The 12,633-nt window shown below is 71.3% G+C and carries 13 protein-coding genes and 1 tRNA gene; 5 read left to right on the forward strand and 9 right to left on the reverse strand.

Translation table 11 applies throughout. From position 1 onward, the window contains the following. Nucleotides 1-583: YeeE/YedE thiosulfate transporter family protein (locus C667_RS14075; RefSeq protein WP_039921601.1), on the forward strand; the 583-nt coding region annotated here is incomplete at its 5' end. Between the two features lie 102 nt (nucleotides 584-685). Here C667_RS14075 and C667_RS24395 read toward each other — a convergent pair. Genes C667_RS24395 through C667_RS14095 form a run of 4 tightly spaced genes read right to left on the reverse strand, consistent with a single transcriptional unit; the run spans nucleotide 686 to nucleotide 5,464 of the window. Continuing rightward, nucleotides 686-2,173 (reverse strand): HD-GYP domain-containing protein, encoded by a 1,488-nt coding sequence (locus C667_RS24395; RefSeq protein WP_004366541.1) that lies wholly within the window; start codon nucleotides 2,171-2,173, stop codon nucleotides 686-688. Beyond that, on the reverse strand, nucleotides 2,170-3,777 hold the full coding sequence (locus C667_RS14085; RefSeq protein WP_004366542.1) for an ASKHA domain-containing protein: 1,608 nt from the start codon (nucleotides 3,775-3,777) through the stop codon (nucleotides 2,170-2,172). Before C667_RS14085 ends, C667_RS24395 begins: the two co-directional genes overlap by 4 nt. Before the next feature lie 5 nt (nucleotides 3,778-3,782). Further along, the gene (locus C667_RS14090; RefSeq protein ID WP_039921608.1) at nucleotides 3,783-4,793 is read right to left on the reverse strand and encodes a uroporphyrinogen decarboxylase family protein; all 1,011 of its coding nucleotides are present in this window, start codon (nucleotides 4,791-4,793) and stop codon (nucleotides 3,783-3,785) included. Continuing rightward, the gene (locus C667_RS14095; protein ID WP_004366545.1) at nucleotides 4,790-5,464 is read right to left on the reverse strand and encodes a cobalamin B12-binding domain-containing protein; all 675 of its coding nucleotides are present in this window, start codon (nucleotides 5,462-5,464) and stop codon (nucleotides 4,790-4,792) included. The genes C667_RS14090 and C667_RS14095 overlap by 4 nt, the downstream gene beginning before the upstream one ends. Before the next feature lie 163 nt (nucleotides 5,465-5,627). Between C667_RS14095 and C667_RS14100 the strand changes: the two genes are divergently transcribed. The 4 genes from C667_RS14100 (at nucleotide 5,628) to C667_RS14115 (ending at nucleotide 7,920) form a co-directional block, all read left to right on the forward strand. After that, a tRNA-Lys gene (locus C667_RS14100) sits at nucleotides 5,628-5,703 on the forward strand. Between the two features lie 71 nt (nucleotides 5,704-5,774). Next, a complete protein-coding gene (locus C667_RS14105) occupies nucleotides 5,775-6,242 on the forward strand; it encodes a YaiI/YqxD family protein (protein ID WP_004366546.1) in 468 nt (155 codons plus the stop codon). Between the two features lie 335 nt (nucleotides 6,243-6,577). After that, nucleotides 6,578-6,844: a translation initiation factor IF-1 gene (gene infA / locus C667_RS14110; RefSeq protein WP_002925671.1), complete on the forward strand. Its 267-nt coding sequence runs from the start codon at nucleotides 6,578-6,580 to the stop codon at nucleotides 6,842-6,844. Between the two features lie 173 nt (nucleotides 6,845-7,017). Next, nucleotides 7,018-7,920: a dienelactone hydrolase family protein gene (locus C667_RS14115; RefSeq protein WP_004366548.1), complete on the forward strand. Its 903-nt coding sequence runs from the start codon at nucleotides 7,018-7,020 to the stop codon at nucleotides 7,918-7,920. A gap of 232 nt (nucleotides 7,921-8,152) precedes the next feature. On the opposite strand, the gene C667_RS14120 is transcribed toward C667_RS14115, so the two are convergent. From C667_RS14120 to C667_RS14140, 5 genes are all read right to left on the reverse strand, one after another. Further along, nucleotides 8,153-8,704: a Gx transporter family protein gene (locus C667_RS14120; protein ID WP_245538476.1), complete on the reverse strand. Its 552-nt coding sequence runs from the start codon at nucleotides 8,702-8,704 to the stop codon at nucleotides 8,153-8,155. Further along, complete coding sequence (locus tag C667_RS14125; RefSeq protein ID WP_004366550.1) at nucleotides 8,685-9,074, reverse strand: NusG domain II-containing protein; 390 nt, start codon at nucleotides 9,072-9,074, stop codon at nucleotides 8,685-8,687. Before C667_RS14125 ends, C667_RS14120 begins: the two co-directional genes overlap by 20 nt. Then, complete coding sequence (rapZ, locus tag C667_RS14130; RefSeq protein ID WP_004366551.1) at nucleotides 9,071-9,970, reverse strand: RNase adapter RapZ; 900 nt, start codon at nucleotides 9,968-9,970, stop codon at nucleotides 9,071-9,073. Before rapZ ends, C667_RS14125 begins: the two co-directional genes overlap by 4 nt. 94 nt (nucleotides 9,971-10,064) lie before the next feature. Further along, nucleotides 10,065-11,519, reverse strand: coding sequence for an alanine/glycine:cation symporter family protein (locus C667_RS14135; RefSeq protein WP_004366553.1), 1,455 nt, complete (start codon nucleotides 11,517-11,519; stop codon nucleotides 10,065-10,067). A gap of 82 nt (nucleotides 11,520-11,601) precedes the next feature. Then, nucleotides 11,602-12,522, reverse strand: a complete 921-nt coding sequence (locus tag C667_RS14140; protein ID WP_004366554.1) for an MBL fold metallo-hydrolase — start codon at nucleotides 12,520-12,522, stop codon at nucleotides 11,602-11,604. Nucleotides 12,523-12,633 lie beyond the last annotated feature (111 nt).

Genomic DNA, 12,633 nt, shown 5'->3' on the forward strand with positions numbered 1-12,633 from the left:
GCTGCTCGCCGCCAGCGCGCTCGCCGGCGGCGGCCTGCTCGCCTGGGTGTTGGCGAGCCGCGACGCGCGCCGCCCCGAGGTACTGCTCGGCGGCGCCATCGTCGGCCTCGCGGCGGTGGCGGGCTGGTACGTCACCGGTCACCTCGGCCACATCGCCGAGCACCCCGACACCCTCGAGGAGGTCTTCCTCGCCACCAACAGCGGCCGCGCCGAATCGCTCAGCTTCGTCGCCCCGCAGGCCTTCACGCTGGAACTGCTGCTGCTGTGGAGTGACGCCAACCGCCAGATGAGCTTCGGCATCGCCAGCGCGCTCGGCGTGATCGCCGGCGCCGCGGCGATGGCGCTGGCCACGCGCAGCTTCCGCATCGAGAGCTTCCGCGACCCCGCCGACCTCATGCGCCACATCGCCGGCGGCCTGCTGATGGGCTGCGGCGGCGTCACGGCGCTCGGCTGCACGCTCGGCCAGGGGGTCTCGGGGCTGTCGACGCTGGCGCTCGGCGCGCTCATCACGACCACCGCGATCATCGCGGGCGCCGCCGCGACGATGAAGCTCCAGTACTGGCTGCTGACGCGCGCGCCCTGAGCGGGCCGGGGCCGTCGCCCACCGCGATGCGCGCCCCCGGTCGGGAGCGGGAACACGAGCACGACACCGCCTGCGCTGTCGCAGGCGCGCTCCCGCAAGACCTCATCCCTCCGGCTTGCGCTGCGCGGGCGGGCGCGCGAACACACGACCTGGATCGGCGGTTTCGGGGAAGCAGTAAGCCTGCGCGCGGAACAGCTCCACGCAGGCATCGACCACCGCGGGATCGTAGCGCGCCCCCCGGCTGCGCTCGATCTCCGCCAGCGCGGTGTCGACCCCGAGGCCGGGTCGGTAGGGCCGGTAGAGGGCGATCGCCTCGACGACGTCGGCGACCGTGATGATGCGCGCCCCGAGCAGGATCTCGTCGCCCCGCAACCCGCGCGGATAGCCGGAGCCATCCAGGTGCTCGTGGTGCTGGAGCACCATCTCCGCGACCGGCCACGGGAAGTCCACGTTCTCGAGGATCTCGTAGCCGACCTGGGGGTGGGTGCGGATCAGGGCGAACTCGATCTCCGGCAAGGGTCCGGGGTAGCTCAGGATCTCGGCCGGCACGTGGATCTTGCCGATGTCGTGGATGGCCGCGGTCAGGCGGATCCCGTGGATCTGCTCTTCCGGCATGCCGAGGGCGGCGGCGAGGCGGGCGGCGAGATCGGCCACGCGGCGCTGGTGGCCCGCGGTATACGGGTCGCGCTTCTCGATCGTCGTCGCGATCGCCTGGATGGCGTCCTCCATGCTCTTGTTCAGGCGCAGCAGGTTGCGCCGGCTCTCTTCCTCGAGCCGGACCTGCTCGCTGATGTCGCGCAGCGCGCCATCCCAGACCGGTCGCCCCTGCTCGCCGGTGGCAGCGACGGCGTCGAGCAGCAGGTGGCGCAGGCCGCCGTCGGGAGCGCGCCAGCACAGCGGCAGGTGCACGCGGCACCCCGCGGCACTGGCGTGCAGGGCCTCGCGCAGGCGCGCTCCCCCGGCTTCATCGAGCCCCGCGAACAGCAATTCCGGATCCGCGATCAGGGCCTGGGCCTCGACCCCCAGCGCGGCGCGTGCGCCGCCACTCGCGTAACTGAACACCCAGCGGCCATCGTGCTCGACGAACTGGAAGAGCAGCTCGGGCACGTTGTCCGCCATGCTGAGGAAACGATGCTGGGAGGCGATGCGATCGAGCGTGGTCTCGATCAGGCCCGCCAGCGCGAGATACAGGTCCAGCGTGTCGCGCGACAGCGCCGTGCTGCCCCGATGCGCCGCGATGAGCACGTAGGCGGTGCGCTGCCGCTCCCGGCCGATGGGCAGCAGGATCACCTCGTGCGGCGCGGGGATCCGCACCGCCTCGGTGGCGAGGAAGCCGCTCTCGAACACCATGGCGGTGGCCTCGGCGCACGCCGCCGCGAGCATGGGGCAGTCCGGCTCGCAATGCAGGAAGCGCTCGCCGCCCTCCCCCTCGCGCGCGACGAACGCGGCCACATCGGCGCCGAAGAAGTTGCGCACGAGGCGCCCAAGCTGGGGCCACAGCCCTTCATACGAGACGATGCCGGCGAGGTATTGGGCGGTACGGACCACGGCATCCACCGGGGTGCGCGGGCCGGGTGGCACTGCAGTCATGACGCGGAGCTCATCGGTTCGAGGTACAGGTGATCCACAAAGGCCTCGTCGAACGCCGCCATGCGACCGAGATTGACGAAGCGTACGCACGCCCGCGCGCGCTCGAGCATGCGCCTCGCGTCCGCGCACAGCAGCAACGCACACGCGCCGGCCAACGCGCTGTTGCCGACCAGCGCCAGGCGGCCCTCGGGGAGCCTCGGCAGCAGACCGATCGTCGCCGCGTTGTCGAGGTCGAGATGGCTCCCGAACAGGCCCGCGACCAGGACCCGCTGCAGCGCGTGCGGCTCCACGCCGGCGCAGCCGCACAGCACCTTCATGCCCGCGCCGATCGCGGCCTTCGCGCGCTGCAAGGCATCGACCTCGCGCCAGCCCAGGCCGAGCACACGCCCGTTCACCGCGAACTCGAGACGCTCGCTGCCGTCGCTGAAGCGGCCGCGCGGGCCGAGGCGCCCCTGTCGCAGCAGGCAGGCCAGCAGGTCGACCAGGCCGGAGCCGCACAGGCCCCTGGGCTCATCACCGGCGACGATGTCGTATTCGAACGCGCCCGCATCGCCTTCGCGCACGCGAACCACGGCGCCGGCCTCGGCAGGGATGCAGTCGTGCCCCGCGCTGGCCTCGAACGCCGGCCCCCCGGCGGTGGCGGTTACCCAGAGCGTGTCGCCTGTCCATAAGGCGATCTCGGAGTTGGTGCCGAAATCGATCAGCAGGGCGGGCGGGCGCAGGTCCGGCATGCGCTCGGCGACGACGCCCGCGAGCAGGTCGGATCCGACGAAACCCGCCAGCGGCGCCACCACCTCGATCGAGGCCTCCGGCGCGAGCCCCCACTCGCGTCCCCATGAAGCGGTCTCGAGCGGTGCGCAATCGAGCGGCAGCGACCAGCTGGCGGGCTCGAGCAGGCGCTGATGGTTCCTGTCCGCGAGCAGGCTCAGCATCGCCGTGTTGCCGACCACGAGCACCTGGCGCACGCGCCGCAGGTCGATGCCCTCGCTGCGGGCGATCTCGCCGAGCGCCTCGCCCACGGCCGCGCGCGCCAGGCTGGCGAGCGCATGTGCCTGATCCGGATCGCCGGCCACCACGAGGCGCGTCATCACATCCGCACCGTGGGCGCGCTGCGGGTTCGCGCCCACGCGCAGGGCGAGCGGCCGCGCGCCGGCGAGATCGATCACGGCCACGCTGATGTGACTGGTGCCCAGATCGACCGCGACCCCCAGCGGTCGCGGCTGCGCATGCGGGGGCGCGGGGTCCGCCTTCCAGCGCAGGGGCCCGATCGCACCCGGGCCGCCGGGCGGAATACGCCAGCTCGTCGGTGGCGCGAGACTGAGCACCTCGATCTCCACCTCGCCCACCGGCCTGCACTGGCACGCCAGCCTGACACCGCCGGCGAGGAGGGGATCCTCGAGCTGGGCGCGCTCGACCGCGGTGGGCACCCCCACCTCGCCGGCGAGCACCCGGACCCGGCACAGGCCGCAGGCCCCCAGCCCGAGGCAGGCCGTGCGCACGCGGAAGTCCGTGGGCTCCAGGATCGCGCGCAGCGAGAGCCCGGCGGCAGGATCGTAGGCGAGCCGATGCAGCGCTCCACCTGCGCGAACCGCCAGCGTGGTCATGGCGCTCAGTCCCCGCTCAGCGCCGCCGCCATGGCAGCGATGTTGCCCGCGGCGGCCTCGGGCGGAATCTCGCATCCGCTCGACAGCAGGAAGCCACCGCGGCCCTCGAAGGCGGCGACCAGGGCGCGCGCCTGGCGCTCGATCCTGTCCGGTGCGGCATCGAGAAAATCGAGCGACTTCAGGTTTCCGGCGAGGCAGGTTCGCGGCAGCAGGCGGCAGGCCTCGGCCGCACTCAGGTAATAATCGAAGGTCGCCACATCGGCGCCGATGCGCGCATAGCAGTCGAGGATGCCGGCGGTGGGGCCGGCGATGTTGAGCCAGGTGAAGGCCGCGCCGCCGTCGCGCAGGGCCGCCAGGACCCGCTCGAGCCGCGGCGCGAGGAACTCGCGGAAGAAGCCGGGCGGAACGACCGCCGGCGACGCGGCCGGATCGAACACGATCACGGCGTGCGCGCCCGCGTCGAGCTGGGCGAGCCCGTAGCGGATGGCCAGCCGGGTGGAGAAATCGAGCGCGGCGGCGAGGCGGGGAGGATCGTCGATCGCGAGATACAGCGCGTTCTCGATGCCGTAGAGCTGCGCGCACGCGGTCATCGGGCCGGCGACGGCCCCCGCCACGAGGGCGGAGTCTCCGAGGCGCCCCCGCATCGTCCGCAGCGCCCGCAGGCAGACCGGCATGCGGCCGGCGCTCGCCGGCTCGGGTAGCCGGAGGCGGGCGGGATCGTCGTCGGCGCCCAGCACGCTGCCGACGACGTCGGGATAGCGGTCGTCGCGGAAGCTCAGCGGCGCGCCCAGCGCCTCGGCCTCGACACCGAAATCCAGGAAGGCGAAGACCGCGTCGGTGCGATAGCGCTCGCGCGCGCAGATCTGGGCATGCGCGAGCGCCTCGCCGTCGTGCAGGTAATCGCGCAACGACAGGCCTGCGCTGACGGCCGCGTGCCCGAACAGCTGCGGGACGAGCGGCGTGCGGTCCACGGGCTCCAGCCGGGTCGCCCGCAGGATGCGCTCCAGGCTGTTCAGGCTGCGGGCGCGCCGCTCACATGGCGCTCGAGATAGTGCGCTCCGTCGAAGGCGTTCTCGGCGACGTAATCGACGTCGAGCGCCTCGGGGCGCAGCTGCTTCAGCGCGGCGCCGCCGGCCACGACCGGGACGTGCGCGAGCCCGCACGCGCGCAGCGCAGGCCTTAGCTTGCGCACCTGGCTCACCACCGGACTGATCAGCCCGCTGACGAGCACGGCCACCGCGCCCTCGCGTTGCGCCGCACCGACCAGGTCGTCGACCGGACAATCGCGGCCGAGATCGACCACCCGGAACCCCTTTCCGGCGAGCACCATGCGCACGATGTTCTTGCCGAGGTCGTGAACGTCGCCCTCGAGGGTGGCGATGACGAAGGTGGCGCGGCCCTGGGTCGGGGCGTAGCCGTCCGGATAGAGGACACGCACCACCGAGGAAACCGCGCGGCCGACGAGCATGATCTCGAGCAGGTTGAAGCTCTCGACCGTGCACTTGTCGTCGAGAAGCCCCATCGCATGCTCCAGCCCATCGGTGACGACCTGTTCGCGCGAGCACCCTTGTTCGATGAGGCGCTGCGCCACCGCGGCCAACAGCTTGTGGTCGCCGACCAGAAGCGCATCGACGAGCGGCTGGAATGCCGCCCCGGTCGATGGACCGGAAGTGTGCGGGCCGTCCATGGCCGTCCTTCGGCTTGAGGGGGGGGTAGTCCGAATATAGGCCCGGGCAGGGTTTGGCGCAACCTGGCGCAAGGTCCATGCGCTTGCGAGGGCACGCACTTACAGCACGCACCGCTGCGCTTGACGCCCGCCCGCCGGGCCAGTATCATTCGGCCTCGCTTTTGGGTCGTTAGCTCAGCTGGTAGAGCAGCGGACTTTTAATCCGTTGGTCGCAGGTTCGAATCCCGCACGGCCTACCAAGTTTCAAGGAAAATGCCCGGACTTCGGTCCGGGCATTTTCTTTTGCGCCAGCTCTCGCAGGAGTCCCCGCATGCATATCTGGGTCGATGCCGACGCCTGTCCGGTGCTCGTCAAGGACATCCTGTTCCGCGCCGCCGCACGTACGCAGCACCCCCTCACCCTGGTCGCCAACCAGTTCCTGCGCACGCCCGCGTCGCCGCGGATCCGCATGATCCAGGTGCCGGGCGGATTCGACGAGGCCGACCGCTACATCGCCGAGCATGCCGGCGCCGGGGACCTCGTCATCACCGCCGACATCCCGCTCGCCGCCGCGGTGGTGGAAAAGGACGCCCACGCCCTGTCGCCACGCGGCGAGCTCTATGGTCGCGAAAACATCCGCGAGCTGCTCGACCTGCGCAACTTCATGGACACGCTGCGCGCCACCGGCGTCGACACGGGTGGGCCGAGCACCTTCTCGGCGGCCGATGCGCGCAGCTTCGCGAACCGGCTGGACGTCTTGCTGCGGCGCAACACGCAGCCATCGACCGGCAAGGCCTGATCTGGTATAGTTTGGCTTGAATTCATGGTCGGTTTGGAATGTACGCATCCAATCCGCCATGACTGTGCGTGACGCAGCGCGTCATCATCATTTCGCAGCGATCCCGAGCGCCCCGCGTACGCTCTTCGATCTCGCCTTCGCTGCACGCCTCCGGCTTCTGGCCGGCGAGCGCAATTGCAACATTTCCAGCCGGCCCGCCGATCTGGTGCCGTCTTTTTATGGTCGATGCCCCACAAGAACGTGGCGCCCGACCCCTTCGAGGCCCGTGTACGGCGGAACGCGCCTCTCCGGTCCCGCGCACGAGCGGGCATCGGAACCCCTACAGGAGCCCCGACATGGCCAAGGAAGAACTCATCGAAATGCACGGTTCCGTCACCGAGGTGCTGCCCGACGGCCGCTACCGCGTGACGCTGGACAACGGTCACAACCTCATCGCCTACTCGGGCGGCAAGATGCGCAAGCACCACATCCGCATCATCGCCGGCGACAACGTGTCGCTGGAGATGTCGCCCTACGACCTCAGCAAGGGCCGGATCACCTTCCGCCACCTGCCCGGTCGCCCGGCCGGTGCCGCCGCCGCGCCGCCGCCGCGCCGGCGCTGAGTCGTCCGTAGCACACCGCGAGGCGGCATCGCGTCGCCCTCGCAGCTCACGCGGCCCCTCGAGGGCCGCGCGTCGTTTACGCGACCACTTTCCCGCTCCACGCGCGGAACGACCGGGCACAAGGCGCTGTCTCTCCGGGGCATGTCCACCACACCCCAGAGGAGACCGCCACGATGCAAGCCACCCCCCGCCGTGCGCAACACGCCGCCGAAGACGAGCGCGGCCAGTTCGACAGCCTGCTCCCCGCAGCCCGCCTCGACCGCCGCGGCTTTCTCGCGGGCGTCGCCGCCGCCGGCTTCGCGCTGGCCGTGCAGCCTGTCCATGCCAGCACAGTGATCAGCACCGCCAGCACCGGCCTCGCCACCGGCACGGCCGCCATCGCAGTGCAGGGCGGCGAGCTGCCGGTCTACTACGCCCGGCCCGCCGCGGGCGACCGCTCGCCCGTCATCCTCGTCGTACAGGAGATCTTCGGCGTCCACGAACACATCCGCGACGTCTGCCGCCGCCTCGCGCACGCGGGTTACCTCGCGATCGCGCCCGAGCTGTTCTTCCGCCAGGGCGACCCGACCACCCAGCCCGACATCCCGGCGATCCTGCAGAACATCGTCGCCAAGGTGCCCGACGCCCAGGTCATGGCCGACCTCGACGCCTGCGCCGCATGGTCGGCGAGCCAGGGCGGCGACCCCGCCCAGCTCGCGATCACCGGCTTCTGCTGGGGCGGGCGAATCACCTGGCTGTACGCCGCGCACAAGCCGTCGGTGAAGGCGGGGGTGGCGTGGTACGGACGCCTCGTCGGCGCCGTCTCGGAGCTCACCCCGCAGCACCCGCTCGATGTCGCCGGCAAGCTGCATGCGCCGGTGCTCGGGCTCTACGGCGGCCAGGACCAGGGCATCCCGCTCGCCGACGTCGAGAAGATGCAGGCGGCGCTCTCCGCCGCGGGCGGCCGCAGCACCATTCACGTCTATCCCGACGCGCCCCACGCCTTCCACGCCGACTACCGGCCGAGCTACCGCAAGGCCGAGGCCGAGGACGGCTGGAAGCGCGCGCTGGAGCACCTTGCCAAGGCGCTCGCCTGATCGCTCGGCGCACTCGCCGCCGGCCGCTGGACCGGCGATCGCACCACGGCATCCGTCGCCACGAGGGGTGCCGCGTGCACCAGGCCCGAGCCCGCGATCCAGCCGAACAACAGGCCGCTGACGACCGCGAGCACCGTGCCGAGCCACCTCCACCACCGTCCGTGCATGCCACCTCCCTACGCTGCGCCGGCGTTGCCTTGCCAGCATCGGCTGTTTGGACGGCTCTACGGGATCAGCGTTCCATCGGATCTCCGGGCGGCGGCGATACCCGCTGCAGCTCGCGCAGCAGGCGCGCGGCGACCAGGCCGTTGAGCAGGCCGAATACGACCGCCGCGAGCGCGAACACCGGGGTGAGGTAGAAGACCCCGTCGTGCGGCACCAGCCACAGGCGCGCGACCACCAACTGCGCGCCGATGTGGGCGAAGGCGGCGAGGATGCTGTGGCTCACCGGGCCGAACCAGCGCGCCGGCAGATGCATCGCCAGGCCGAGCACCACCAGGCTGGCGAGCGCGCCCGACAGGCTCAGGAAGAAGCCGGGGGCGAGGAACTGGCCGAGCAGCAGGCTGCCGGCGAGCACGCGCAGCAGCGACACCCACACCGCCTCGCGCCAGCCCCAGCGCGCCAGCACCACCAGGGTCACGATGTTGGCCAGCCCGGGCTTGACGCCGGGCAGCGGCAGCGGGATCGCCGCCTCGGCCACGGTCAGCACGATCGCCGCCGCCGCGTGGCGCGCGATGCGGCGGTCCTCTGCGGTGGGGGTCAGCTCAATAGTTGAGGGAGTCATAGTCGGCAGCCCGCCCGGTCAGGCTCAGGCTCACCTCGTTGGGAGCGCAGATCGCCACCGCGCCGGCCTGGGTGAGCCAGCCCTGGCGAACGCAGTACTGGCGCGGCCCCGGATCGGCGGCGACGCGCGCGCGCCCGGGACGGATCTCGATCAGCGTGACGCCCAGCGGGCCGGGCACCTCGATCGTGCGCTCGCGCGCCAGGTCCACCTGCGCCACCACCTTGCCGCCGGCGCGGATCACCGCACCGTCCGGCACCCCGCCCTGCCATAGCGCGAGCAGCGCATAGCCGCACACCAGCAGCCCGCCGAGCGCCACCAGCACGTCGCCGGGACGCAGCAACCCGCGCCAGTCGGCAAGCTCCAGCCTCACTGCCCGTTCCCGTCTCCGTTCGCGTCCACCTTGCCGGCAGCGCGGTCCGCGGCGCGGCGCGCGGTCGAGCGGTGGCGCACGATCACCTCGACCTGTCCGCGGAAGCGCTCGGCCAGCCACTCGGCGATATACACCGAGCGGTGCTGGCCGCCGGTACAGCCGATCGCCACGGTAAGGTAGCTGCGGTTGTCGCGCACGTAGGCGGGCAGCCAGTTGGCGACGAAGTCGTGGATGTCCTGCGACATGCGCCCGACCTCGGGCACGCCCTGGAGGAAGTCGATCACCGGCTGGTCGCGCCCGGTGAGCGGACGCAGGCGCGGGTCGTAGTGCGGGTTGGGCAGGCAGCGCACGTCGAAGACGAGGTCGGCGTCGAGCGGGATGCCGTACTTGAAGCCGAAGGACTCGAACATCAGCGTCATGCCCTCGGCCGGGGCCATCTGGATGAAGTCCTTCACCCAGGCGCGCAGCGTGTTCGGGTGCAAGTCGCTGGTGTCGACGCGGTGCCCGAGCTCGGCCACGCTGGCGAGCGCGTCGCGCTCGCGCTGGATGGCCTCTTCGAGCGTGTAGCCGTCGACCGCCATCGGATGGCGCCGGCGGGTCTCGGAGAAGCGTGCGATCAACGCGTCGTCGCGCGCCTCGAGGAAGATGAAGCGCAGGTCGCGCACCGTGGAACGCAGCGCCTCGACCTGCTGCGGCAAGGCCGCGATGCTCGCGCCCGAGCGCATGTCCACCGCCACCGCCACCCGCCGCCAGCCCGCGCCGTGCAGGTGCGCCACCAGCTGCGGCAGCAGCACCGCCGGGAGGTTGTCCACCACGTAGTACGCGGCGTCCTCGAGCACGTTGAGCGCGATGCTCTTGCCCGAGCCCGACAAGCCGCTGATTAGAACGATCTGCATTGCCCCTTCCGGATGAAAAACGCCCACCGACACTATAGCCCAGTGTCGGCGGGCGGGTCCTGCGCGGGGGGCGCGCGAAGCGCCCGGCGCCCGATCAGCCTTCGCGCTTCCTGCGGTCGGCGATCTTCACCCACAGCTCGGCGTTCTCGATCCCCAGCGGACGCGGGTCGAACTGCGGCTCGAGGCGCCCCTGGGCCTGCTGCGCCTCGTAGTCCTTCAGCGCCAGCAGGGCCGGCTTCTGCAGCACCAGGATGGCGACGATGTTGAGCCAGGCCATCAGGCCGACGCCGATGTCGCCCAGGCCCCAGGCCAGGTCGCTGGTGCGCACGCAGCCATACAGCGCCGAGGCGATCAGCGCCACGCGCAGCACGAAGATGAGCGCCTCGGAGCGCAGGTTGCGCGTCAGGTAGGCGACGTTGGTCTCGGCAATGTAGTAGTAGGCCAGCACCGTGGTGAAGGCGAAGAAGAACAGCGCCACCGCGACGAACATCGAGCCGAAGCCGGGCAGCACCTGCTCCATCGCCGCCTGGGTGAAGCCGGTGCCGGCCGAGATGTTGGCCAGGCCGGTGAACACCTGCGCGCCGTCCGGGCCGGTGACGTTGTAGGTGCCGGTGATCAGGACCATGAACGCGGTCGCCGAGCACACGAACAGGGTGTCGATGTACACCGAGAAGGCCTGTACCAGGCCTTGCGCGGCCGGGTGCGGCACTTCCGCGGCCGCAGCCGCGTGCGGGCCGGTGCCCTGGCCGGCTTCGTTGGAATACACGCCACGCTTGACGCCCCACTGGATGGCCAGGCCGATCATCGCGCCGAAGCCCGCATCGAGACCGAAGGCGGAGGACAGGATCAGGCCCACGACCTCGGGCACCTTGTCGATGTTGAGCGCCACCACCACGGCCGCCGCCAGCACGTAGCCGAGCGCCATGAAGGGCACCACCACCTGGGTGACCTGGGCGATGCGGCGCACGCCGCCGAAGATGATCAGGCCGAGCAGGATCACGATGATCGTGCCGGTGACCGCCGGCGCCACGCCGAAGGCGTTCTCCATGCTGGCCGCGATGCTGTTGGTCTGCACGCCGGGCAGCAGCACGCCGCACGCGAACACGGTGGCGACCGCGAACACGATCGCATAGACGCGCCAGCCGAGACCCTTCTCGATGTAGTACGCCGGACCGCCACGGTAGAGGCCGTGGTGTTCGGTCTTGTAGATCTGGCCGAGCGCCGACTCGATGTAGGCGGTCGCGGCGCCGAGGAAGGCCACCATCCACATCCAGAAGATCGCGCCCGGGCCGCCGAAGCCGATCGCGGTGGCGACGCCGGCGATGTTGCCGGTGCCGACCCGCCCGGAGAGCGCGATGGTGAGGGCCTGGAAGGACGACACGCCCGCCGCGGAGCTCTTGCCGCGGAACATCGCGCGCACCATCTCACCGATATGGCGCACCTGCATGAAGCGGGTCCGGATGGAGAAGTACAGGCCTACGATCAGGCACAGGTAGATGAGGGCAGGGCTCCACACCCAGCCGTTGATCCAGTCGACGGTTGCTTGCATTTTTGTTTTCCCGGGAAACGAGCCGCGATTGTATCTGCTTGTTGCGGCTCGATGACGAACTGGCGCCCCCGGGAAAACCCGATCAGAGGACCACCAGCGCCCCGTCCTCGCTGCGCGCCACGCCCGCGCGCTCGAGCTCCTTCACCAGCCAGGCCGCGAGCGCGTCGGCGTCGAGGCCGAGGTAGCGCGCGTTGGCGGTGCGATACAGCGGGGTCTCGTCGAGGTGGCGCGGCAGCTCGACGAGCGCCATGCTGCGCACCTCGAGCAGCTTGAAGGTGATGCAGGCGCGGATCGCGTTGCGCGCCATGCGCGCGCCGTCGTCCTCGAAGGCGCGGATGCGCGCGAAGGCGCGCTCGAGCGCGTCGTCGAACTCGGCGAAGGGCGCGCCGTGGCCGGGGATCACCGCATCGACCGCGAGCCGGCCGATGGCCTCCAGGGTGCGGCGCGCCTCGCCGAGCGCGTCGCCCTGGCCCATCACCTCGGCGAACAGGATGCCGAAGCCGTCGCGCCAGAGCGCGTCGCCCGAGATCAGGATGCGACGCTCGGGGTTGTAGTAGGCGAGCGCGTCCATGTCGTGGCCAGGGACGGCCACCGCCTGCCATTCGAGCTCGCCGGCGACGAAGCGCGCCCCGGCCGAGAGCGTTTCGTCATGGCGGAAGCGCTCGCCGGCCTGCGCGCCGACGCTCAGCAGCAGCGCCTCCTCGTCCCACTCCTCGACCGCGCGCGCCATGCCCTCGGGCACCGTGATGCTGCAGCCGAAGGCGCGCTGCACGCTGGCGTTGCCGCCGATGTGATCGGAGTGCGAGTGGGTGTTGATGAGCCGCCTCAGCGGGCGCCCCTCGAGCGCGGCGCGCAGCAGCCCCACCGTCTGATCGGCATGGCTCAGGTAGCCGGAGTCGATCAGCGTCGCCTCGTCGCCGTCGAACAGCAGCACGTTGTTGGCCGACAACCAGCCGCGCTCGAAGACCTGCAGGCTGGCGGGCAGTTGCGGACGGGCGCTCAATCGCTGCCCTCCCCGACGCGGGCGGCGACGTTGGACGGCAGGGGCACGCCGGCCGGCCGCGCCGCGGCGACATCCGGCTGCGCGGCGGCGCTCGTGTCCGGCGCGGGCGCG

Origin of the sequence: Thauera phenylacetica B4P (assembly GCF_000310225.1) — a bacterium.
GTDB classification, from domain to species: domain Bacteria; phylum Pseudomonadota; class Gammaproteobacteria; order Burkholderiales; family Rhodocyclaceae; genus Thauera; species Thauera phenylacetica.